Source organism: Lentimicrobium sp. L6 (genome assembly GCF_013166655.1).
GTDB lineage: Bacteria > Bacteroidota > Bacteroidia > Bacteroidales > UBA12170 > UBA12170.
In genome coordinates this window covers 1-24,689 of sequence record NZ_JABKCA010000021.1, presented here as the reverse complement: position 1 = coordinate 24,689, position 24,689 = coordinate 1, and the positions used below count along the sequence as shown (strand labels likewise).

Below are 24,689 nucleotides of genomic sequence, written 5' to 3'. Positions count from 1 at the left end.
ATTTTTTTTGAAAATAACGATGGTTACAAATTAGTTTAAAAATTACAGGCCTTTAATCACTAAAGGCCTGTAAGCATTCTAATATGAGATAATTTTTGTAAAACCAATTATCTCTTTTCATAAAGTGTGCCACTATTTATAAATTACAAGCAATCAAATATATAGAAAAAACAGAATAAAAACACGAAATAATATCTGTTCGCTGTAGTGCAGAACTGTACAATATCGGACACAAAAAAATGACTATTTTTCTATTTTTGGGTAATCTATGATATGTCTGATGTGATTATATAATGGTTTTAGTCTACGATATAGTTTTCGATATACCTTTTTATATAATCTACGGTAGATTTCTACATTTGCAGGATTGGGCTCAAATGTTTTTTCTATATGGCACATTTGTTCAATAGCTGATTCAAAGGTGGGATATAATCCCAAACCAACTGCACAATTGATAGCAGCGCCTAAAGCTGAGGTTTCAAAAGTATGTGGCTTTTCCACTGTGAGACCAAAAATATCTGCTGTCATTTGCATAGCGATTTCACTTTGAGAACCTCCTCCCGATACTCTAAGTTTCTTAATCTTTACTCCTGTTTTTTTCTCGGTTCTTCTTGCTCCTTGTTTGAGGCTGTAAGTGAGTCCTTCAAGTATGGCCTTATAAATATGCGCACGGGTATGCACATCTCCAAAACCAATAATGGCTCCTTTAGCTTCTACGCCTGGGATTCTTATGCCTGGTGACCAATAAGGTTGTAAGGTTAATCCCATGGAACCAGGTGGTATGTCTTTTATCATTTCGTCGAATTGCCTTTCAGCTGGTATTCCTGTTTCTTTTGATTTCTCAATCTCTCTATATCCAAATTCATTCTTAAACCAGTTAATCATCCAATAACCTCTGTAAATCATAAATTCAGTATTGAAATGGTTAGGGATGGCAGAAGGATAGGAGGGGAAAAAGCGAATGACTTCTCTATACTTAGGGTGGACAGTTTCGACTGTTGCTGTAGTGCCAAAACTTAAACAGGCAATATCAGGGGTCATGCATCCACTGCCTAAAACTTCGCAGGCTTTATCCGCGGCGGCTGCAATGACAGGAAGACCTTCTGGAAGGCCTGTCTCCTTCATAGCTTGTTTACTAATATGGCCTAGCAACTCCGAAGGTTTAACTAATTCAGCAAGTTTAGACGAAGAAATGGGAAACATTTTGGAATTAAACTCTCCAGGCTTACACCATTGTTGTTTTTTATAATTAAATGGCATATAACCTACTGTACTCCCTATAGAGTCAATATATTTGCCAGTTAATTTATAATTAAAATAGCCTGATAAGAAAAGATATTTATATGTTTTATTCCATATCTCTGGCTGATTTTGTTTGAGCCAATTCGATTCCCCATCTTTAATAGCATGCGTAATAGAACCATATAGATTAATCATCAATAATCCTTTTTTTATCATTCCTGTTGGGAATCTATCAAGTTTGGCCTTTCTTTGATCTAGCCAGATAATTGCAGGACGTAATGGTTTCCCATCCCTATCCAAATTTACTACGCTACCTCTTTGTGTAGTAATGGAGATTCCTTTAATATTTTTTATAGGAATTGAAATATTTTTCATTAAACCTTGTGTGGTTTCACAAAGTTTATTCCATAAATAGTCAGCATCTTGTTCGGCAAATCCCGGTTCAGAAGAGGTATATGGTTCAATTTCTGTTTTTTCAATTTTACAAACCTCACCCTTTAAATTTATTAGTGCTGCACGAATAGATTGTGTACCAGCATCAATGGCTATTACAAATGTTTCTTTTTTATAATTATTATTCATGATTAGATGTTCCGAATTAGTCTTTCCCCCCCTGTGAAAAATGATAAAATTGAAAAATATGGTTATCAAATTTATGCAATCAAATTAAAGGAATTTATTTCAATAATTAAAAAGAAATTGTTTATAATGAGAATATGTTCATTATATTTGCAAAATAAAATTGAATTATGATAATTGCAATAGTGATTGAGAATCAATTAAAGATGACTGTAGGAGATTGTTTATCAGATGCATCGGTGTTTCTTATCTATGACTCAGATAAGAAAATAAAACAAATAATACCTCTTCCTATATGTGAGCCTCAACTAATGAAAGCAATATGCTTCTCTAAATATTTAAAAGACCATCTTGTTGAGATTGTATTTGCAAGGGATTTAGGGCCAAAAGCCAAGTCATATCTCAATGATTTGCTCATCAGATATTCGAGTAGTATTGATTATGATTCAGCTGAAAATGTGATATCAAATATTAATAAAAATAAAATACGATGAATAAAAAAGTTGCGATTCCAGTGGAAAATGGAAATATGAGCACTCATTTTGGTCATGCAAAAATATTTGCATTGATAGAAGTAGAAGATGGAAAAATAATTGCCGAACAAAAGTTAACGCCTCCAGCACATGAACCAGGCGTATTGCCACGATGGTTAAAAGAAGTTGGAGCAACAGATGTAATCACAGGAGGAATGGGACAGCAAGCCATTCAAATATTTCTACAACACAATATTAATGTATTTGTTGGTGTATCTCCAAAGGCACCAGCTGAATTGGTCAATGATTTGATTAATAATACTTTAAGTTCTGGTGGGAATCATTGTTCTCATTAATAAAAGACATAAATTAAAAAGTAAAAATCTGATGATTCGAAATTTAGCTTTCATATTTATCATCTATTTAGATTGAATCCATTGGAAATCAAGATATTTGTTTCATTTTAATTTTTACTTTTGCAACCATAAAAAAATAGAAAATAATGGATACTAAAAATGCAGGTTTCAATTCAAAATTGATCCATAGTGGTGCTATTCATGATGAAAAGATGAGTGCCGTAAGCCCAATTTATCAAACTTCCACATTTGCTTTTAAAGATGCAAATCATGGAGCTGCTTGTTTTTCTGGAGAAGATCCAGGTTATATATATACTCGTATTGCTAACCCTAATACTAGAGAGTTAGAAAAGGCTGTTGCAGACTTAGAAAATGGTTTCGATGGTATTGCTACTTCATCAGGGATGGCTGCCGTTAATGTGGTTTATTTAGGCCTTTTAGGATCTGGTGATCATATAGTTAGTCATAATGCTGTTTATGGACCTTCCAGAGGAATCATGGAAACTCTTTATCCTAAATTCAAGGTTGAATCAACTTATGTAGATGCAACAAATGTACAAAGCGTTAGAGATGCCATCCAAGAAAATACTAAGGTTTTATATGTTGAAACGCCAGCTAATCCAACTATTGGCATTACTGATTTGAAAGCAATGGCAGAAATTGCAAAGGAGTTTAACATCAAATTGGTTGTTGATAATACTTTTTGTTCTCCTTATTTACAAAAACCTTTAGATTTAGGTGCTGATATCGTACTTCATTCCATGACAAAGTTTATCAATGGGCACGCTGATATCGTTGCTGGTATGGTTATTACAAAAACTGAGGAGGATTATAAAAACCTTAGAGGTGTAATGGTGAATATTGGTTGTAATATGGATCCACATCAAGCTTGGTTAACTCGTCGTGGTTTAAAGACTTTAGGAATTAGAATAGATCGTGCTCAAGAAAGTGCACAAAAAGTTGCAGAATATTTAGAAGCCCATCCTAAAGTAGAATGGGTAAAATATCCTGGGCTTAAGTCTCACCCGCAATACCATTTAGGAAAAAGCCAAATGAGCGGTCCTGGCTCTATGATTTCCTTCGAAGTTAAAGGTGGTGTAAAAGCAGGTAAAGTAGTTATGGATAGTGTGAAATTAGCTCTTTTAGCTGTTTCTTTAGGCGGAGTAGAAACTCTTATTCAACATCCTGCAAGCATGACACATAGTAAACTAAGTGACGAAAAACAATTGGCTGGAGGAATTACTAAAGGATTAATTCGTTTAGCTATTGGTATTGAAGATGTAGAAGATATTATTAAAGATTTAGATCAAGCTTTAGCTGCTATTTAAATATCTTTTAAAAAATATTTGAAAGGACTGTCTAATAAACTAAATGCATATTTAGCTTTTTTAGACAGTTTTTTTATGCCTAGTTTAACCATGATTTTTATTTTTATGGAAAATAATTCCAAATATTGGAAATAAGGCTTTGATTTTCCCAAAATGATTGTTATATTTGTTTATAACCAAAAGTCAGACCATTGAAAATATTTGTAGTAGAAGATGATTTAGTATTTGCCAAAAGTATCAAATACTACCTTGGGCTAAATCCAGATAATGAAGTAGAGCACTATACCAATGGTAAAGAAGCTTTAGCTAATAAATATAAGAATCCAGAGCTTATTATTTTAGATTATCACTTGCCTGGAATGAATGGAAATGAAATTATGAAAGCCTTTCATAAGTTCAATCCCAAAACATTTATCATTATCATGTCGTCTCAGAGCGATATAAAGGTTGCTGTTAACTTAATGCGCGATGGTGCATTTGATTACTACGTAAAAGACACGGATTTAAAAGATCGACTTTGGATGTCGATGGAGAAGATAAGTAGGTTAAGTGGCTACGAGAAAAAGATTGAATTACTAGAAGCAGAAGTTGAGAATAAATACGCCTATAATAAACTAATTAGAGGAAATAGCAAACCCATCAAAAGCATTTATAACCTTATTGAAAAAGCAACCAAAACCAATATTAATGTGAGTATTTCTGGAGAAACTGGAACTGGAAAAGAATTGGTTGCCAAAGCTATTCATTATAATTCTTCAAGAAGCAAAGAAGGTTTTATTGCCGTGAATGTGTCTGCTATTCCAAACGAACTAATTGAAAGTGAGTTATTCGGTTACGAGAAAGGGGCTTTTACGGGTGCCAATAGTCGTAAATATGGTAAATTTGAGGAGGCCAATAATGGAACTCTATTTTTAGATGAAATAGGTGACATGGATTGGGGAATGCAGAGTAAGATTTTAAGGGTTTTACAAGAAAACGAGTTAACAAGAATAGGTGGGAATACTACTATTCGATTGAATGTTCGTCTTATAGTAGCTACCCATAAAAATTTATCCGATTTAGTTAGAAAAGGGGAGTTTAGAGAAGATTTATACTATAGGTTACTTGGATTACCCATTCAAATCCCACCATTGAGAGCTAGGGAAGGTGATGTACTTTTATTAGCCAAACATTTTATTGGCGAATTTTGCGCTAATAATGGCATGACGGATAAAAAATTAGGGCTCTCTGCTCAAGAAAAACTAAAAAGTTATCACTTCCCTGGCAATGTAAGAGAATTGAAATCGATAAGTGAATTAGCTGTTGTGATGTCCAATGAAGATATGATAGAAGCATCAGATATTAATTTCAGTTCTTTAGGTTCTGTGGAAGACATATTCTCCGAAGAATTATCTATGAAAGAATACCATCAAAAAATCATTAAGTATTTCCTCAAGAAATATGATAATAAGGTTAGACTGGTCGCCAAAAAATTGGATATTGGTAAATCAAGTATCTACAATATGATAAAAGAAGAAGAAGAACAATATTCTTAATACATTATTTCCTCGCTTGTTTTTCCAATTCTGTATTTTCATTTCAATAGAATAAAATACTATCTTTGTTAGGTTCATATTCTTTAGAATACCCTTAAAATCAAATGCATTGTCAAAATGAGCTATTCTTTCCTTATCGAAAAAGCCCAAATTGCACGGATAATATTGAGGAATCTCTCTTTGTTTTTCTTGTTGTTGTTTGTTTCTTTTGCCTTCTCTCAGAATAATTATTCCATTTCCAAACAAATTACTTCTATCAATGGTTTACCTTCAGATTATGTATATGATATAGAGTTTGACCAAGCAGGCTATGCTTGGATTGCTAGTTCAGAAGGATTAATAAAGTATAATGGAAAAACTTTTAAAACCTATTTCCCTAATGATACCATAGAAGATGCTAGCGTTCAGAAATTGATAGTTGATAGTCAAAAAATTTGGTTTACAGGCTCTAAGGGACAACTGTATTGCTTTAACATGGAAAGTGGTGATTTTGAGTTGTTCGAATTAAATCCTCAATTTATAAATTCTCAAAGACGAGTAGCATATACATTCATTTATTTGGATTCTAAAAAAAGGCTGTGGTTGGGTCAGAAAAATATAGGAGTTTTAATTTTTGATACCAAAACTGGAGAACAAAAGATTTTTAATAAAGCTAATTGCTCTTGGCTTCCTTCTAATTGTGTATTTGATATTTGCGAGGATGATTCAGAGCTGTTTTGGCTAGCCACCCGAGCTGGCCTTATCTCAACTTCTTCTCTTTGGAATTATGCTTTTGAAGAAAACCAAACACCTAAATTAGTTTCTGATAAACTTTCCTATTGTACCAAAAGTGTAATTATTGATTTAGCTGGTTATGTTTGGTTTGGTACCAGAGAACATGGTTTGTTTCGCTATAATGTTATTTCTGATGAGGTGATATCTCATTCTGTTGGATCTGATAATTTGCCAGCGAATGTGGATAATCTTTATTTAGATGAGAAAAATCATTTATGGTTTTCGAGCCTAAATGATGTCTATAAAATAGATATAAGTAATGAATTAGTAAATGATTTGAATAGTTACCCATTGGTAAGTACTTTCAGTAATTGGCACCAAATTAATGATTTTACACATTCCAAATCTGGGAATATTTGGATTGCCACTAAGGGAGGTGGAATAAGTATACTCATTAATAGAGAGGAGAGATTTAATAATTCAGATTTTCAACCTGATAAAAAAGATTTGTTCGAGTTCTCTATTAAAGATTTAATAATTACAAAAGAAAATAGATTATGGACTATAACTGCCGAACAAGGTGTAATGGTTTTTAAATCCAATGGAAAATATCTATCAAAACTTAGTTCAACCATTAATAATAAGTTTAATAAATGGGAAAAGAGAGCATTGTTTCTGTCTTCTAACGAGAACATAATACTCATTGGGGATCAAAAAAAAATATTACAAATAAACACTGAGAAAGATAATGAAATTTCAAGATTGACCCTCCCTAAGAAAATAAGATCTCAAATTAAAGACATCAGAGGTGTATATTATAATCAGGATAATAGTTTTTGGATTTATGATGATAATGGCGCATTTCTAATTGATAAAGGGGGTTTGATTGATACTATTAATTCCAATAGTCCCATATCAGTTGTTCTAGAGGATTATAGGAAAAATATTTGGTTTGGTACTGAAAATAATGGGTTGATTCTTTATTCTACATCTTTAAAAAAGAAGCAAAGAATGGAGTATTTCCCAAATTCCAAACATCAATTAGTAGGAAACAAAATCAGTTGTTTGTTGGAAGATAATACCGGTGTAATGTGGGTAGGAACATTAGATGGTGGTCTCTGCTATTTTGATAGAAATTCAAAACAATTTAGAAAGCTTAAGACAAATAAACAAGAAAGCTTAACATCTGTTTACTCAATGATCGAATACAACAGTGAAAGTTTATGGATAACTTCCACTAAAGGAATATCTGAATTGAACATTGATGCAAAGAAAATGAAACTTTATACTCATGAGCAAGGTTTACCTTTGGTTATGTTTAATTCAAATTCAGTTGTGAAAAATACTTCTGAAGCACTATTCTTTGGTACGCAAAATGGAATCATCAGTTTTTATCCCCAAAAAATAAATTTAAGCAAAAATTTCCCTAAAATAGATTTCACTGACATTAATGTATTTAACCATTCCATCTATAATAATGATAGTATATATTCTTTTTTAATTTCCAATGATACAATGTTGGTATTAGAAGCTCATCAGAATTTTATAGGCTTTGGATTTGTGGCTCTTGATTTAGATTTTCCCGAACAAATCATATACAAATATAAGCTATCTGGGGTTGATGAGGATTGGATTGTCAATAGGAATGTGAATTATGTAAGTTATTCTAATTTATCTCCAGGTGATTATTTATTCGAAGTTACTTCTACAAACAAGGATGGGATCTGGAACCCAAACCCTATTCATTTCCATATTAGTATTATCACAGAGTTTTACAAAAGAGTTTGGTTTTGGGTCATTTTAGGAATTCTTTTTTCTTTTGTCATCATTATTCTTGTCTATTTTAGATTGTATTTGGTGAATCAAAACACCAAAATTTTAGCCCAAAAAGTAGAGATTAAAACTCAACAATTAAAAGAATCTAATTTGAGACTCCAAAAAGAAGTGGATGAAAGAAAAAATGCAGAGGAGCACGCTGATAAAGCTAACCATACCAAAAGTGAGTTCCTTGCTAATATGAGTCACGAAATCCGAACTCCAATGAATTCCATTATAGGATTTACTGATTTACTTTCTTCTCTTGTTAAAGAGGAAAAGCAAAAGTATTATTTAGATAGCATCAGAAGCAGTGGTAGAAGTCTTTTGGTTTTGATAAATGACATATTAGATTTATCAAAAATTGAAGCTGGAAAATTTGATATTGAATATAGGACTGTAAATATCCAGAATCTTATAGCAGATATTAAACAGGTATTTACTCTTAAGTGTGATGAAAAGGATCTTTTATTTGAAACTTATATAGATCCTAAAATTCCAAGGGCTTTAGAGTTAAGTGATACCAGATTGCGACAGATATTTGTGAATATTGTGGGTAATGCAATTAAGTTTACTGATAAAGGAAGAATTAGTATTTCTGTCTATCAGATTGCCGCACCTGTATCTACCAATAATATAAATTTAAAAATTGAAATACAAGATACTGGTGTAGGGATTCCTAAGGAACAACAAAACAAAATATTTAGTGCATTTCAACAACAAGAGGGTCAGGAGTTTAATAAATATGGTGGAACGGGTTTGGGCCTTACCATTAGTAAGAGGTTAATGGAATTAATGGGAGGGAAAATAGCCCTAAATAGTGAAGTCGGAGTGGGTTCTACCTTTACACTATACCTGAACGATGTACCTCTATCTACCGAAAACCCAGAGGTTTTTGAGACAGAAGAAAACTTCGTTTTGAATGAATTGGACCTAAATGGAATTTCCATTTTGGTAGTGGATGATAGTTGGGCCAACAGAGATCTTATAAAAGAATACTTAATTGAAACCAATGCTACTATTTTTGAGGCAGGAAATGGACAAGAAGCTTTCGAAAGTGCAAAAGAGAATCTTCCTGATATCATTTTCTTAGATATCCGTATGCCTGTGATGACCGGGCCAGAAACAGCTAAAGCTCTAAGAGATTATTTCCCAACTGCTGAAATACCTTTGGTAGCTTTTACGGCAAGTGTTTCTTTTGCAAGTGCTAGTAACTTTAAGGCGGCAGGTTTCGATGATGTGCTTTTAAAGCCTGTACAAATGAATGAGATGGCAGATGTGATATCTAAATATGTTTCTGTTAGTGCTGATACAAAAGTGTCTGTGATACCAAGTGTAGAAGAAGAGTCTTATGCCAGTTACGAAAATATTAGAATAATCGATTTAAAAGCTGCCTTGGAAGAGTTGCAGCTGCTAAAGGGTAAATGGGAATTTACAAAATCAAATAGATTTATAAACACAGTATTAGATTTTAGTAAAGAAGTTGAAGAAATAGGGGTATCATATGGTATTAATTCCATCACTCTGTATGGTAAAAAACTAAGTTTGCATGCGGAGAGTTTCGATACAGAAAAAATGGAAAAAACTTTGAATGAGTTTGTCGATATGGTTGGAGAATTGAATAGTTATTTAAACGATTAATTATGGAAACTGGTCAGTACAAAGTACTTATAGTAGATGATGTTCCAAAAAATATTATGGTTTTGGGTAATAATTTACTGAGCGAAAATTATCAAATTGCCTATGCTCGTAGCGGACAAGAAGCAATTGACTTAACTCTTGAAAATGATTTCGATTTAATCTTATTAGATATAATGATGCCCGGAATGGATGGTTACGAAACCTGTAAACACATTTTAAATAATCCCCAAACAGCCCAAATTCCGATCATCTTTATAACTGCAAAAAACGATTTCGACAGTATTGTTAAAGGGTTTGATGCCGGAGCTAAAGACTATGTAACTAAGCCATTTAATGCAAAAGAACTCTTAGCTAGAGTGAGAACTCATTTGGAGCTAAAAAGAAATCGAGAAACATTGGAAGGACTAAACTCCAAGCTAGAGCAAAAGGTAAGGGATCGCACATTAGAACTCAAAAAAGCCAATGATAAAATAAAACAGCTCGATTCTGCTAAAAGCAGTTTCTTAGGTATTATAAGTCATGAAATTAGAACTCCATTAAATGGGATATTCGGAAGCGTAGAAATCCTCAGGGATATGTTGAAAGATGATGATAGTGAAGATATTATAGAAATGATATCAGAATCGGCTGAAAGACTTTTGACTTTTTCTGAACTTTCAACTTTGATAACAGAATTAAATATAGATACTTATCAGCTGAGTAAGTATATTATTGATCTTTCAGATGTATTACAAGAAGTAAAAGAAGAGCGGATACTAAAATTAAGCAATGAAAGTAAAGTCAATATTCATTATGAGGACAATGAGAAGGGCTTTTTTATTGATGCAGATGAAAAACTCATTAGAAAAGTAATTAATGATATCATCCACAATAGCATTAAGTTTAATCAAGAATCCGTAGAAATTCATATAGACATTAATAAATCAGATCAAGATATTCAGATTCAAATTTCCGATGATGGTGTTGGTTTTCCATCGCATATTTTAGAAAATATCTTCGAAGTATTCCATGCCGACTCAGAAGAATATGTAGAAGGAAAAGGTTTGAATTTAGCTGCCGCTCGCTTAATATTACAGGCCCATGGTGGAAATATAAAAGCGGAGAATAGTAAAGACGGAGGAGCTTATGTTTCCATCAGTATCCCAAAGAGTGAAATTGGCTAAAAGTATTTTGTAATAGTATTAATTATCTATGACTGAAACTATAAAATCACAAGTGTTAAAAGCTCTGAAGAACGATTTACAGAAAAAGGTTGATTCATCTTCTCTAGAAATAGCTTCCATACGAGAATCAAGAAATAGCGATACCAAAAGCAGTGCTGGGGATAAATTTGAAACAGGCAGGGCCATGGCTCAAATGGAGTTGGAAAAGATGGAAAGAGCTTTGAGTAGGAGTGCCAAGCTGCTACAAGACCTAGAGCTTATCAATTTGGAAAAGCATTATAAGCAAGTAGAGTTTGGGAGCCTAATAATCACCAATAAAGAAAATTATTTCGCTTCGTTTGGATTAGGGAAAGTAACCGTTGATAGCAAGGATTATTATGCTATTTCTTTAGCATCCCCAATTGGACAAGTCATAAGACAGAAAAGGGTAGGAGATAAACTGGTTTTTCAAGGTCGCGAAATATGTATTGAAAATATTCTATAGACTTTAATTTAGGCATTTAATAATTTCCTTTACTTTTATACTTTGTCATATCCTAAAAAATATCGGTCATGAAACTAATCTGTTATTCTTTTTTAGTCATTTTTTTGTTGGGTTCCTTAAACTCTAGTTATTCTGCATCTGGAGGTCCCTTAAAACCAGAGCAGGCAGCCTACGATGTAAACTATTACTTTTTGGATATTAGCATTATTCCAGAAACTCAAAGTATTGATGCTTCTCTGTTGTGTCGCGTAAATATATTAGAATCCATAGATAGTTTATTATTAGATTTAGATGATGTATTTACGGTTTCAGCCATTTATTTTAGTTTAAATGATGGGGAATTTACTGAGGTAGGTTTCAATCATTTCAATGAGTTATTAAATATTGATATTCCAGAGGATGTGATGGAAGATGATATGGTTTCAGTAGAAATATACTATAGTGGAGCTCCTCGAATAGCAGATAATCCTCCATGGGGAGTTGGTTTTGTTTGGGAAACTACACCCGATGGCGCCCCCTGGTTAGCTGTTGCCTGTGAAGATGAAGGAGGAGATATTTGGTGGCCGTGCAAAGATCACCCGTCAGACGAACCTGATTCTATGAATATCAATTTCACTGTGCCAAATCCATTGATGTGTGTTTCAAATGGGCAGTATATGGGAGTAGATGACAATGGAGACAATACATCAACCTATAAGTGGTTTATATCCACACCTATTAATAATTATAATGTGACATTCTATGCTGCAGAGTTCATGTTGATAGAAGATGAATATGAAAGCACCATTGGAAATACCATTCCGTTTAGATTTTGGGTATTGCCAGAAAGTTACGAACAAGCGCTGGACTATATGGATGTCTTTCTTCAGGAATTTAATTTCTTGGAGGAAATATGTGGCCCTTTTCCTTTTGGTACTGATAAACATGGTTGGGCTCATGCGCCTTATTGGGGAATGGAACACCAAAGCATCATCGCCTATGGGCATAATTTCACAACGAATAACTGGGGCTACGATTATATCCATTATCATGAATTAGCCCATGAATGGTGGGGGAATTTAATTACCGCTAAAGATTGGTCTGATATCTGGATACATGAAGGAATAGCCACCTATACTGAAGCTTTATATGTTGAACATATGTCAGGATTAGATGATTATTTGCAATTTATGAGGCAGAATCGTCCTGGTGATAATCATTCATATCCTTTAGCACCACTCGAAAGTATGACAGCTGGTCAAGCCTTTGGATATTTAAATTCATATGGTCGTGGTGCTGCCGTCATGCATACTTTAAGGTATCATTTGGGAGATGATTTATTCTTTGAATTAATGAAAAGGTGGGCTTATCCGGACCCTAATGACTTTGACAATACCAATGGAAGACTATGCCGAATTTTAAGTACAGAGGATATGAAAAATCAAGCTGAGGAGGTCACAGGAATAGATTTATATCCTTTCTTTAGTGTTTTTATGCGTGAAGCAAGTTATCCCGACTTAATAGTTGAACGAGAATATAATCAAACAGTATTTCAGTGGCAGACAGAGAATAATATTCCTCTAGATATAAACATCCCCATTCTCATCAATGGTGAAGAATATACCGTTGAAATGACAAATGGACAAGGAAGCATAGAAATGCTGATAGAGGATGATTTAGAGATAGACCCAGATAAATGGATACTCATGGCGAATCCTACTATTTCAGTTTCTCTCAATGAGCTGGACAAGTCTGGAGCAGTGGTGAAATTAGAGCAAAATTACCCAAATCCATTTTCTGATTTTACTCAAATTGAATACAGTATACTAAATACAAATTATGTTTCATTGAAGGTTTATAACCTTGTTGGTAAAGAGGTGTTAAGCCTTGTGGATGAGGATGAAAACACAGGGGTTTATCAAGTAAATATAGATGGTAAAAATCTAGAGTCAGGAATTTATTTCTATACCTTAAAGATAGGCAATGCTGAAAAAACTAAGAAGATGCTTGTCTTGGATTAGGAGGTATAACCATAAACAATAAAGGCTGCTTGAATTTTATATTCACGCAGCCTTTATTTTGTAACCAAGATTTTATTTACATTTTTATCAATTTTTGAGAAGAAATAACCTCATTATTCTCAAATATAATAAAGTAAAGCCCATTTGGTAAAGAGGAAATGTCTATTTGAATTTTACCTTGCTGGTCATTATTACTGCCTTGTAATAGCGTTTTTCCTGAGATGTCTTTAATAGAATAATTTTCAACATCACTTGCACCATTAACCTGAACATGGTTCTGACTTGGGTTCGGATAAATTGAAATTTGCTCAAAATCTATATTTTCAAGACCAATAAGGTAGTCAATATAGATTTCCAAAGTTTCTGAATATTCGCTTTCGCCATATTCATTAATGGCTTTTACTGAAAGATAACAGTAACCAGAAAACTCAGTATTCCACTCTATATCCACGTCGTTGGCATCGCTAGTTAAGGTCCCGGCTGTTTCTGGTGACAAACTCCATTCATAATTTAAAGCTCCAGGAATGTAAGCTGCGGTATAAGGAGTGTTTGTGGTATTGGCCAATTCTATGGTATCAGAACCAATAGGTTGATTAGGAAGGCTGGTGCAGCAAATACAGTAACCGTGACTTCTGATTGTGCGCTTGTCTCACCATCGGTAACTTCTACAGTGTAAATAGTGGTATAATTGGGGCTAGTGATAAAACTTGGTAAATTAGATTGGAAGCCAACAGGGTAGGTAGTCCAATTATATTCATATGTTCCCGTTCCTCCAGTAACAGTAGCTAATAATTCAGTGTCTTCCCAATCTTCAATCTCATCTGGACTAGCAGTAGCTACCACAACTAGTTCACCATTTTCAACGAAAATAACTACATCGTCTGTATCGGAGCAACCGTAGGTATTATCTGTTACGGTTAAATCAAAAGTGCTTGTTGAATTGAGTTCCGTAGTGATTGGGTTACTTATGCTCGGATTATCTAATAGGTCTGTAGGTTCCCAAGACCAAGAATAATCTCCGCTGCCTTCTGTGGCACTACCTTCTAATTGAGTTGATGTTCCATTAATAATAGTTTGGTCCTCACCAGCAAAAGCAGAAATAGAATGAATACTCAGTTCCAAAGATGCTGAGGCTCCTTGTCCACAATCATTGATTCCTGTTACGGTGATTAAACCATTTTCAGCATTATTCCCCACTGAAACAGTGATGGTATTTGTGTTTTCTCCACTTGTGATAACGAAGCCATTTGGTAGCGTCCATTGGTGAGAATCTGCATGTTCAATAACGGGGACTGTAAACTCAATGTCACTTGTGCCTAAACAAATATCTTGCGGACCTATGATAACTCCAGCATCAGCAACTAATTGTATTACTGTAATAGTAATTGAGGAAGTCACAGAAGTAAGTCCATCGTTTACTTCAACAATATATTCTTTTGTTTCATTGGGTGAAATAGTAGGAGTGGCTTCGCTTGAAGTATAACCTACGGGATTACTAGTCCAGCTATAATAATACTCTCCAGAACCACCTGTTACAGTGTTTTCTATGATTAAGCTTTCACCAAAACAAATGGTGGTTGGGTTCACAGTGATTTCAACTTCAAGAGCATCTCCAACTACTATATTTACTATATCAGAGCTCGTACAACCCGTTGTATTATCTGTTACTTCCAATGTGAATTCTGTATCCTCAGTTAAAATGACGGTGACTGGATTTTGAACATTAGCATCCTCCAATAAGCTTGCTGGTTGCCATTGCCAGCTATAATCTCCACTTCCTTGGCTTACGCTTCCATTTAGAGTTGTAGAAGAAGTATGAGAAATATTTTGGTATTCACCAGCTGAGATTTCTAATAGGTTTACACTAATTCCTAAACTAGATGAAATACCATCTCCACAATCATTTACACCCACAACGCTAATATTTCCACTAGCTGCTGTTTCACTGGCTTCAACGGTGATGGAATTTGTATTTTCACCACTAAGCATATTGAAACCTTCAGGTAGTGACCAAGAATAGGAGGTGGCATTTTCAATAGTTTCAATAGAGTAGGAGAATTCGCTTTCTCCTTGGCAAACTTCAGTTAAGCCTGTAATTTCTACAGCATCAGCAGGGAAAGGGTTTACAGTGATGGTTACTGATTCTTGCAATGTTGATGTTCCATCAGAAACTTCTACATGATAAGTAGTTGTTATAAGTGGCGATACACTGGGGTTAGAAATATCAGAAGTAAATCCTTCTGGTGTGCTGGTCCAAGAGTAGGTGTAATTTTCAGAACCACCAGTTGCTGTTGTTGTTAATTGTGAGTTTTCACTGGCGCATATTTCTGTAGGTTGAGCTGAAATAGAGATTTCAAGCGGAACTCCCTGATGCTCAATGGCTCCCATATCGATGATTCCATTATGGATTCTAGTATTTCCTAGTAAATCTAATTCTGGATAATCACCACTTGGGTTTCCTGCATCAATACATGGGGAATTATTTTGTAATGACCAATCAGCTGAAGTGCCATCGTATTCATTCCCTGCTCCAGATGATGGATTAGTAAATAATGGGTTTTCATCAATATTGTTTTCGTATTCTCCTAGAAAAAATGAACCTGGTGCAATACCGATATCATTTTGTCCGCCTTCAATGTCACAATAAGTAAAATTAGGAGAAAGCGCATCGGTATCTAAGTAAATTTGATTTCCGTCTTCGGTTGCAACGTTTCCCCATATTATATTATTTTGAATAGTATAACTTTCATCCATCTCAGCGAAATAAATCGCCCCTCCATAATTAGATTTATTATTTGAAATTGTATTGTTATGAATATTTGGTGTTCCTAATACTGTATAAATCCCACCACCATTATGATCATTTTCACCGTCAGCAATTGTAGAGTTATTTGTAATTATATTATTATAAATTGAGGCTTGAGAATTTGTAATGTAAAATCCTCCCCCAAATCGACAATAGTTATTTGATATGATATTGTTTTTTACAATTGGATTTCCATGGTTAATAGATATTCCTCCAGCTTCAACGTCGGCATTATTTTCAGTTATAATATTACCAGAAATAATAGCGTCGGAATATGCTATATTGATTCCACCGCCTACACCAGAGTAATTATTACAAATTAAATTGTTTTTTATAATAATATCTCCGTATAAAACCAAAATAGGAGATTGTGATATGTGATTTGAAATAAAACAATTGCTGATATTAATTTTTGAGTAATGTGAGATTTCAAATGCAGATGCTGTTTGATCATCATATTGTTTAGTGTATTGTAATTTACAATAAATAAACTTCGAGGAATCATTTGTTAATGGAGTATCATTAAAATCAATTCCTAACCATCCTTGAGATTCGTCAGTTGCTGTAAAACTAATGCTATCATTAATATTACCAATTGCAGTTAATTGCCCTAAAACAAGTAATCTAGCTGTATAATTAAATTTGACTTCAACCCCAGGTTCAATTGTTAATGTGGTTCCATCAGTAATTAGAATTGAGTTTTGGACCAAATATGGAGAACCAGAGGCAGTTCATACACCTTCAACATTTCCACCAGAAATAGTAGTTTGAGAAAATAACAAAGAATGAGAGATAAATAATAGGCTTAAAAATAGAAATACTTTTTTCATAAGAAATAGATTTTTAAATGCAGAAATAAATATATATACGTTAACGGAACCAAAAATAGTCTTTTTTCTTATACAACAAAACCCCAAATTGGAATATTCCAATTTGGGGTTTGTAATATTGATAATTCTTGCTTCACAATTATTGCAAGAAGAATTGATATTCCAAAGCTTTGTTAATAAATCTTCGAGAACAAGGCTTGTGAATCTTAATTAACAGGGGTCCAGACAGTAAACGTCGGGATGACTGACTATTAAGTTGAGCATAACGATGTTATCGGAGTTTTAACTTCGTTGAGCTCGTGAAAACTCGGTTCTTGCAAAGATTTATTGATACTATTTATCTTCTGGTAGCAATACCACTTCAATTCTAGTATCTTCTTTTAGATATTTCTTTGCAATCTTCTTTAATTCTTTGGCATTTAGGTTTTCTATCATCTCTTGTTTCTTAGTGATGTCTTCCATATTGCCATTATTGAAATAGGCTGCTTCCATTGATTTTAACCAGAAACGGTTTTTCTCTAGATTTTCTTTGAAATCTAAACGTTGTGTCTCTTTTACTTTATCAATGTCTTCTTGTGTAGGACCATCTTTCTTTAGGTTCTCTACTTCAGAAATAGCAGCTGCTATTAACTCGTCAACATTCTCAGGACCACAAGGGAAACCGATAGAGAAACGATATTTTCCAGAAGGGAACTGACTCATGCTTCCTCTGGCACCAACACCATAAACACCTGATTTCTCTTCTCTTAAGTTTTCGATCAATTTAATAGAAAGAACATCCCCTAAAGCAGTTAATAAATACTTTTCTTTAGCATCGTATTTACAAGCAGCAGTGAAATAGATAGTTACCATAGATTTTTCGTCTTGTCCTTTTTTAACTTCCACTTCAATGGGTCCTTTAGGTGCATTTACTTTATGGTCTACAAAGCTTTCTTTGGTGCCTTCACCTTTTAGGCTTCCTAAATATTTTTGAATCAATTCTATGTCGGTATCTTTATTGATGTTTCCAACAAAGAAGAAAACAAAATCACCAGCATTAGCAAAACGCTCTTGGTATGCTTTTTTAGCGATTTCAAAGTCATAAGATTTTAACTCTTCAACAGAAGGAATATAGTTTCCTCTAATATGATTATCAGCTACCACATGGCTCACTTGGTCGCGATAATAGGTGGTTGGATCTTGGAGGAGGTTGGGAAGATACATGGCCGACTTCGAAATAATTGAAGCAAAGGCTTCTTCATCAAAATTAGGTGCAGTAAAATAAAGGTTGATGAGTTGTAACATGGTTTCAAAATCCTTTGGTGTGGCATTACCACTAAATCCCTCTTTTAGAGAAGAGATATAAGGATTGATTCTGATGTTTTTTCCAGCTAATAATTTCTCCAACTCAATGTTTGAGAATCCATTAACACCGCTTTCACTAACCAATTGGCTTCCCATTTCAGCAGACTTAAATTCTTCATCATTATATAAAGAAGAACCACCTAGGCTGTAAGCTGAAACTAGAATCTCATCGTTTTTAAATTCTGTTGGCTTTAAAACTACTTTCAAACCATTAGCAAATTCTAATATTTCAATACCATCTTCGGCAATAGTTTCTGTTTTTGTAATGGCTGCAGCTTCAGGAATAACTTCCATCAATGGGCGATCAGATACGGCATCCACATAAGCTTCTACTTTGTTTTTATCCGCATCGCTTAACCAAGTACTTACTTCGTTTTCAGTTGGTAGAACGAGTCCTTCTTGCTCAGGAGCCATAATTACTACTACGCGATTATAATCTTTAATCCATTCAGCAGCTAAAGCATTTACTTCTTCTAATTTAATAGTAGGTAGTAATTTTTGTGTCATTCCATATTCTGCTTCAATACCTGGAGAAGGAACTTCTTCTAGGAAATGGTTTACATATTCGTTTACATATCTTGCAGATTCTGTTTTATCCGCTTCTTTAAATGCTTTTTCTAAACGAGTGATGTACTCTGTTTTATATCTGTCCAATTCACTTTGAGTGAAACCATGTAATTTTACTCTTTGGTTTTCTTCTAAAAGTGTTTTTAAACCATGCTCAATACCATCAGGGCCAACAACAGCAAAAAAAGAATAGCTATTCTTACTTCTTACCATTCCGCCATAGCTAGTACTTGCAAACATAAATGGAGGAGTAGCAGATTGAGTTAATTCTCCCAAACGTGCGCCCAACATTCCATTATACATACTTTGAGTTAAATCACGACGATAATCGTTCCATAATTTTGTTTCTTGAGTATCATCTTTATACATCAATTGAATCATGGTATAGGGAGCTTCTTTATCGCTAACAACAGAAATATAAGTTTCTTTATGGTCAGGAACTTCAAATTCTTTTCTTTCACGATATTCTTTAGGCATTTCGATAGAACCAAACTTATCTTCTATCTTTCTCAACATTTCTTGTGGTTCTAAATCACCAATGGCAATAACAGCCATTAAATCTGGACGATACCATTCTCTGTAAAAACGACGGATAGTTTCATACTCAAAGGTTTCTAAAATGTCTTTTAGACCAATTGGTAATCTTTCGGCATACATAGAATTTTTAAACATAATTGGGAAATACTCATCGCGCATACGTTGTTGAGCACCTTGTCCAATTCTGAGTTCTTCTAAAATAACTCCTCTTTCTTTGTCAATTTCTTCATCGGTAAAAGAAACACCATTAGCCCAATCAGCTAAAACCAAAAGACCTTTGTCAACAGTTTCAGGATCTTCTGTTGGTACTGGAAGCATATACACGGTTTCGTCGAAACTGGTATAAGCATTCAGATCCCCACCAAACTCAATACCTAAGCTTTGTAAATAACTCACCAACTCATTCTTCTCAAAATGCTCAGTTCCATTGAAACACATATGCTCACAAAAGTGTGCTAAACCTTGCTGATCATCATCCTCTAAAATACTACCAGCATTAACTACTAAACGTAATTCTACTTTGTTTTCTGGTTTTGCATTCGGGCGAATGTAATAGGTAATTCCATTGCCAAGTTTACCTGTCAATACTTGAGAATCGAATGGAATCTCTTCAGTTAATTGAGCGGATAAGTCTTGTGCCACTGTGCTTTGAGTGAAGCCCAGAAAAAGAAGAGCCACCCAAAAAGTGAAAATAAATTTCTTCATGTTTTTAATATTTTGATAAATAGGTATCAAAAGTACATAAAAGAGACTAATCAACAATGTGACTGTACGAAATCGATCGTTTTTCATTGTTCAAACGGTGAAATACCTAAGGGAATAGACTTATAAGGGGGCTTGGGGGCTTGGGGGCTTGGGGACTTGGGAGAAAGGGGGAAAGGGGGAAAGGGGGAAAGGGGGAATTTGGAGAATTAAAGATAAGAACAGAATTGTAAATGAAATAAAAAAGCTTTGCGTTTTATGTGGGTAAAAAACACCTTATATATTAAAATATATATGATTATGCGTGATTAGCTAAAGTATTGAATTAAGAATTTTAAGTCAATCCAAGCTCGATCAACTTAGATTCTTCATCAGAATAATCCCCATTATTTAAAGATTCCAATAGCTTTTTCTCAGAGGAGCTTCCTTTTTCAATTTGGTATAAAGCTTCTAATTGTAGGAGCCATTCTTTGGGATACTTTCGGAGGATTTCGTCGATGAGTATATCAGATGGACGAGAAGAGGAAGTGCTAAAGCTATTAATTTGATCATAAAGCTGAAATAGGTACTTCTCTTTCTCAGAATAATTGATTTTATGAGTGACTTCGCTAGGGGTTTCTAATTTTAATTGATAACCAGCAGCATCTGCTACACCTGCAAAAACTGATGGAATTTGTTCCCCAATGCCCATATCGTAAATGCCCCAATCTGGTTGGAATAGCACTTGTTCTTTATACTCCACAGTGCAATCCTCAAAACTCATTATTAGGAGTTTGTTATTTTTTCTTGTGGTACTCATCAAACGACCATTAACCTTTAATCCACTATCAAATTCTAATCTGCAGTCCTTTCCTATAATGATATCCATATTTCGCAAGTCGGACTCCTCTAATAATCTCATGGGTTTTAATGCACCTTTGAGTTTTCCAACGGCAGTTCCATATCCATGTTCATGGTATTCTTTTCCATGGCCTTCGAGTACTTTATATTGATAGCTCAACATGCTAGGTCCATTGGTTTGAATATAAACAATATGAGCACCTTCCGCAATGAGATTGGTAAAAACACCGCTTACTTGCAATCCGCTTCTTAAAACAGCAGTTGCTAAATCCTTTGATTCTATTGCTTTATTTATGCCTTGAATACCTCCAATTTTTAATGACATGGTTGCAGTAAATTCATCTAAGACAGTATTCAAATGGTTAAAATCAGGTGTCACAAATAACTGAGGTTGAGGTTTCGTGATATCAAAAGAATAGTCCATAGCTTCTAAACTATATGGAATTTTCTCAACCTTTTCACTCATAGCCCAAACACTTTCACCAATGGAGGATAATAATCCAGCCCCATATATTTTAGGGTCTTGTACACTCCCAATTAAACCATATTCTACAGTCCACCAATGCAAATTACGAATGAAGGCCATTTCGGATGGAGGACTCGGATTAGCTTCTAATTCAATGATGGCATCCTCTGCTGTTTTAATATCTTTAGCTTTAGTATTGGGATCTGCTTTTAAAATAGAAAGATGACGAATGGCTTCATAGAGTTCATAATCATAAGTGCTACTAAAGGCTTTTGAACCAATATCTCCGAATTTTCTTAAATATTCTGCATATTCCTTATCAGCAATAATAGGCGCGTGACCCGCAGCTTCATGAACAATGTCGGGAGCAGGAGTATATTCCAGTTGATCAATAGAACGAATATCAGCAGCAATAACTAGAACATTATGTTTTTGGAATTCCATAAAGGCAGCTGGAGGAATAAAACCATCCACACAAACAGCTCCCCAGCCAATTTGGGATAAAATATCATTCATATCTTCCAAAGAAGGAATCCTATCAATACTTATTCCTGTTTTCTTTAATCCATCTAGATAACTATGATGCGCCACATCAGCAAGATAATCTAAATTTCTTCGCATCACATATCTCCAAACAGCCTGGCTTCTTCCAGTATATTGTTGATAGTTTTGGTCAATAATGAAATCTTTTAAATGTTCAGGTAAGCTTTCTATAATGGGATTGGTCTTCATATATTATATTGGAAATATGGGTGAATGGTAAAATTAGTAAATTTTAATATGTTTTAGACATTGAGATGAGTAAGCTTGTTTTTTTTGCAAAAGATTAACAGCTAGCGAAGTCAAGTACAAAAAGGGAATTCAATTAGATCATGTTAACACCCGTTAAAATGCTCATTCATTTCTATTTAAATATTATCTTTGAGTTTTAATGTAACAATAGAAGCAGTTCATCGTCAAAAAATCGTTCTTAAAATCAGATAAAATGAGAAGAATTTATGTATTATTAACTTTGGCTATAGTAATGGGAGGATTGAATTCCTGTGACTGTGATCAGGCCAAAGACAAAAAAGCCGAAATAGTGAAAGCCAAACAAATTCCTTTAGAAAACTTCTTTAAAAACCCGGAGAAATCTAGTTATCAAATCTCTCCTGATGGAAGTTATTATTCTTATATGGCTCCTTATGAAAGTAGAATGAATATTTTCATTCAAAAGAGGGGCGAAGCTGAATCAATTCAGTTAACAAAAGAAGTAGATAGAGATATCGCAGGATATTTCTGGCCAAATGATGAACAAATTGTGTTCTTAAAAGATACTGGTGGAGATGAAAATTATCGTCTTTACGGTGTGAATATAGATGGAACTAATCTTATAAGCTTTACTGAATTTGAAGGTGTTAGATCGCAAATTATTGATGATCTTCCAGAGCAAAAAGATTTCATGATTATTGGCTTAAACAAGAGGAATCCTCAAGTTTTTGATCCCTATCGTTTGAACTTGAAAACTGGTGAAATGGAAATGATTGCTGAGAATCCTGGAAACATTCAGGGTTGGATGCTAGACCATAACGGCAAATTAAGAATTGCATTGGCTCTTGATGGCACCAGTCAAAGTGTATTATATAGAAGCACTGAGCAAGACGAATGGAAAACTATATTAACGACTAATTTTAAAGAAGGTTTTAGCCCTCAATTTTTTACTTTCGATAATAAAAATATCATAGGAAGTTCTAATATTGGAAGAGATAAGTCAGCCATTGTAGAGTTTAACCCTGCAACAGGTGAGGAAGTTAAGGTTTTATATAAGAATGACGATTATGATGTTGAAAGCGTGAGCTATTCTAGGAAAAGAAAAGTAATTACTGCTGCATCATATACAGGTTGGAAACGAGAACGTCATTTTTTCGATACCAAATCGGAGGAAATGTACAAGAAATTAGAGAAGCATCTTTATGGATATGAGATTGCAATATCAGCAAGCAACGATGATGAAAACACATATATCATCAGAACTTATAGCGACAAGTCATTGGGTTCGTATTATATTTATAATACTGATAATGATGAGATTGAGAAGATAGTAGAAGTGAGTCCTTGGATAGATGAAAACGAAATGTCGAATCAGCTCCCCATCAGTTATACTTCGCGCGATGATTTAAAAATTCATGGATATTTAACTTTGCCAAAAGGCTATACCATGGAAAACGCTAAGAACCTTCCTGTGGTGATTAACCCTCATGGTGGTCCTTGGGCTAGAGATAGTTGGGGATTCAATCCAGAAGTTCAGTTCTTAGCCAATAGGGGATATGCAGTATTGCAAATGAACTTCCGTGGTTCAACAGGTTATGGTCGTCAGTTTTGGGAAGCTTCTTTCAAAAAATGGGGACGCGAAATGCAAGATGACATCACTGATGGAACCAATTGGTTAATTGATAATGGAATTGCAGATCCTGAAAGAATTGCTATTTATGGTGGTTCTTATGGTGGATATGCTACTTTAATGGGATTAGTTAAAGAGCCAGAATTATATGCTGCAGGTGTTGATTATGTGGGTGTTTCTAATATGTTCACTTTTATGAAAACTATTCCTCCTTATTGGAAACCAATGTTGGATATGATGTTTGAAATGGTTGGTGATTTAGAGGCCGATAGTTTGATGCTTCGTGAAGTATCTCCAGTATTCCATGTAGACAAAATAGAAGCTCCATTATTCATTGCTCAAGGTGCAAACGACCCTAGAGTGAATGTGGATGAGTCTGATCAAATGGTTGCTGCCATGAAAGAAAAAGGAGTCGTTGTTGAGTATTTAGTGAAAGATAATGAAGGTCATGGTTTTAGAAATGAAGAAAATCGTTTTGATTTTTATAGAGCTATGGAAGCTTTCTTAAATAAGCAATTATTAGAAAAATAAGACAATTATCGTTTTATAATACATTGAGCCACGAATTCTGAGAATTACTCATAGAATTCGTGGCTTTATTGATCTTGATGATCAATATTTAATAAAGCTTTTTAGCTTCTGCTAAAATTTCAAGAATGAGTTCTTTAGGGATATCTAATCTAGGATCGATAGGTAAAACTTTCATCTTTTTTCTATTCCCTTTTTCAAGCATTTCATTTTCCATAAGATTTCCTTTTGCAAATCCAATATAGGGTAGATTTCCTTTCTTTTGCTTGTATAAATAACAGAACATGTTGTCTTTATAGTAAAAGTGGATAGGCTGACTCATGTTGTGCCACCTATACCGATGTAACTGTGCCACTCAA

Annotated in this window: 15 protein-coding genes; 9 read left to right on the top strand and 6 right to left on the bottom strand. The window is 34.2% G+C overall.

What is annotated here, in order from left to right; translation table 11 throughout:
- Positions 1 to 243 precede the first annotated feature (243 nt).
- A complete protein-coding gene (locus HNS38_RS07185; protein WP_172278606.1) occupies positions 244 to 1,824 on the bottom strand; it encodes an FGGY-family carbohydrate kinase in 1,581 nt (526 codons plus the stop codon).
- Positions 1,825 to 1,991: 167 nt separating this feature from the next.
- Here HNS38_RS07185 and HNS38_RS07180 point away from each other — a divergent pair, with 167 nt between their 5' ends.
- From HNS38_RS07180 to HNS38_RS07145, 8 genes are all read left to right on the top strand, one after another.
- Positions 1,992 to 2,315 (top strand): hypothetical protein, encoded by a 324-nt coding sequence (locus HNS38_RS07180; RefSeq protein ID WP_172278608.1) that lies wholly within the window; start codon positions 1,992 to 1,994, stop codon positions 2,313 to 2,315.
- Positions 2,312 to 2,650: a NifB/NifX family molybdenum-iron cluster-binding protein gene (locus HNS38_RS07175; protein WP_172278610.1), complete on the top strand. Its 339-nt coding sequence runs from the start codon at positions 2,312 to 2,314 to the stop codon at positions 2,648 to 2,650. The genes HNS38_RS07180 and HNS38_RS07175 overlap by 4 nt, the downstream gene beginning before the upstream one ends.
- A gap of 146 nt (positions 2,651 to 2,796) precedes the next feature.
- Positions 2,797 to 3,978, top strand: a complete 1,182-nt coding sequence (locus HNS38_RS07170) for a PLP-dependent aspartate aminotransferase family protein (protein WP_172278612.1) — start codon at positions 2,797 to 2,799, stop codon at positions 3,976 to 3,978.
- A 191-nt stretch (positions 3,979 to 4,169) separates the two neighbouring features.
- Entirely contained in the window at positions 4,170 to 5,513 is a 1,344-nt protein-coding gene (locus tag HNS38_RS07165) for a sigma-54 dependent transcriptional regulator (RefSeq protein ID WP_172278614.1), read from the top strand.
- 117 nt (positions 5,514 to 5,630) lie between these two features.
- Positions 5,631 to 9,683 carry a hybrid sensor histidine kinase/response regulator gene (locus HNS38_RS07160; RefSeq protein WP_172278616.1) on the top strand — a complete coding sequence of 1,351 codons (4,053 nt, stop codon included), beginning with the start codon at positions 5,631 to 5,633 and terminating at the stop codon, positions 9,681 to 9,683.
- Positions 9,684 to 9,685: 2 nt separating this feature from the next.
- Complete coding sequence (locus tag HNS38_RS07155; RefSeq protein ID WP_172278618.1) at positions 9,686 to 10,846, top strand: response regulator; 1,161 nt, start codon at positions 9,686 to 9,688, stop codon at positions 10,844 to 10,846.
- A gap of 28 nt (positions 10,847 to 10,874) precedes the next feature.
- Positions 10,875 to 11,330 carry a 3-oxoacyl-ACP synthase gene (locus tag HNS38_RS07150; protein ID WP_172278620.1) on the top strand — a complete coding sequence of 152 codons (456 nt, stop codon included), beginning with the start codon at positions 10,875 to 10,877 and terminating at the stop codon, positions 11,328 to 11,330.
- Positions 11,331 to 11,398: 68 nt separating this feature from the next.
- Positions 11,399 to 13,330, top strand: coding sequence for a M1 family aminopeptidase (locus HNS38_RS07145; protein WP_172346200.1), 1,932 nt, complete (start codon positions 11,399 to 11,401; stop codon positions 13,328 to 13,330).
- A 76-nt stretch (positions 13,331 to 13,406) separates the two neighbouring features.
- Here the strand turns inward: HNS38_RS07145 and HNS38_RS07140 are convergent, their stop codons facing one another.
- From HNS38_RS07140 to HNS38_RS07125, 4 genes are all read right to left on the bottom strand, one after another.
- Positions 13,407 to 13,895 carry a T9SS type A sorting domain-containing protein gene (locus HNS38_RS07140; RefSeq protein WP_172346199.1) on the bottom strand — a complete coding sequence of 163 codons (489 nt, stop codon included), beginning with the start codon at positions 13,893 to 13,895 and terminating at the stop codon, positions 13,407 to 13,409.
- Positions 13,896 to 13,897: 2 nt separating this feature from the next.
- Positions 13,898 to 16,846: a right-handed parallel beta-helix repeat-containing protein gene (locus tag HNS38_RS07135; protein WP_172346198.1), complete on the bottom strand. Its 2,949-nt coding sequence runs from the start codon at positions 16,844 to 16,846 to the stop codon at positions 13,898 to 13,900.
- A 453-nt stretch (positions 16,847 to 17,299) separates the two neighbouring features.
- Entirely contained in the window at positions 17,300 to 20,119 is a 2,820-nt protein-coding gene (locus HNS38_RS07130) for a pitrilysin family protein (RefSeq protein WP_172346197.1), read from the bottom strand.
- Between the two features lie 331 nt (positions 20,120 to 20,450).
- On the bottom strand, positions 20,451 to 22,154 hold the full coding sequence (locus tag HNS38_RS07125; protein WP_172346196.1) for an aromatic amino acid hydroxylase: 1,704 nt from the start codon (positions 22,152 to 22,154) through the stop codon (positions 20,451 to 20,453).
- Between the two features lie 253 nt (positions 22,155 to 22,407).
- Between HNS38_RS07125 and HNS38_RS07120 the strand changes: the two genes are divergently transcribed.
- Positions 22,408 to 24,333: a S9 family peptidase gene (locus tag HNS38_RS07120; RefSeq protein WP_172284416.1), complete on the top strand. Its 1,926-nt coding sequence runs from the start codon at positions 22,408 to 22,410 to the stop codon at positions 24,331 to 24,333.
- 88 nt (positions 24,334 to 24,421) lie between these two features.
- On the opposite strand, the gene HNS38_RS07115 is transcribed toward HNS38_RS07120, so the two are convergent.
- Positions 24,422 to 24,652: a DUF1801 domain-containing protein gene (locus HNS38_RS07115; RefSeq protein WP_216663656.1), complete on the bottom strand. Its 231-nt coding sequence runs from the start codon at positions 24,650 to 24,652 to the stop codon at positions 24,422 to 24,424.
- Positions 24,653 to 24,689 lie beyond the last annotated feature (37 nt).

Coding starts and splice junctions, on each gene's coding strand:
- HNS38_RS07150 (WP_172278620.1), top strand. CDS start 10,875: ATGACTGAAACTATAAAATCACAAGTGTTAAAAGCTCTGAAGAACGAT.
- HNS38_RS07185 (WP_172278606.1), bottom strand. CDS start 1,824: ATGAATAATAATTATAAAAAAGAAACATTTGTAATAGCCATTGATGCT.
- HNS38_RS07145 (WP_172346200.1), top strand. CDS start 11,399: ATGAAACTAATCTGTTATTCTTTTTTAGTCATTTTTTTGTTGGGTTCC.
- HNS38_RS07120 (WP_172284416.1), top strand. CDS start 22,408: ATGAGAAGAATTTATGTATTATTAACTTTGGCTATAGTAATGGGAGGA.
- HNS38_RS07180 (WP_172278608.1), top strand. CDS start 1,992: ATGATAATTGCAATAGTGATTGAGAATCAATTAAAGATGACTGTAGGA.
- HNS38_RS07155 (WP_172278618.1), top strand. CDS start 9,686: ATGGAAACTGGTCAGTACAAAGTACTTATAGTAGATGATGTTCCAAAA.
- HNS38_RS07130 (WP_172346197.1), bottom strand. CDS start 20,119: ATGAAGAAATTTATTTTCACTTTTTGGGTGGCTCTTCTTTTTCTGGGC.
- HNS38_RS07125 (WP_172346196.1), bottom strand. CDS start 22,154: ATGAAGACCAATCCCATTATAGAAAGCTTACCTGAACATTTAAAAGAT.
- HNS38_RS07170 (WP_172278612.1), top strand. CDS start 2,797: ATGGATACTAAAAATGCAGGTTTCAATTCAAAATTGATCCATAGTGGT.
- HNS38_RS07175 (WP_172278610.1), top strand. CDS start 2,312: ATGAATAAAAAAGTTGCGATTCCAGTGGAAAATGGAAATATGAGCACT.
- HNS38_RS07160 (WP_172278616.1), top strand. CDS start 5,631: ATGAGCTATTCTTTCCTTATCGAAAAAGCCCAAATTGCACGGATAATA.
- HNS38_RS07115 (WP_216663656.1), bottom strand. CDS start 24,652: ATGAGTCAGCCTATCCACTTTTACTATAAAGACAACATGTTCTGTTAT.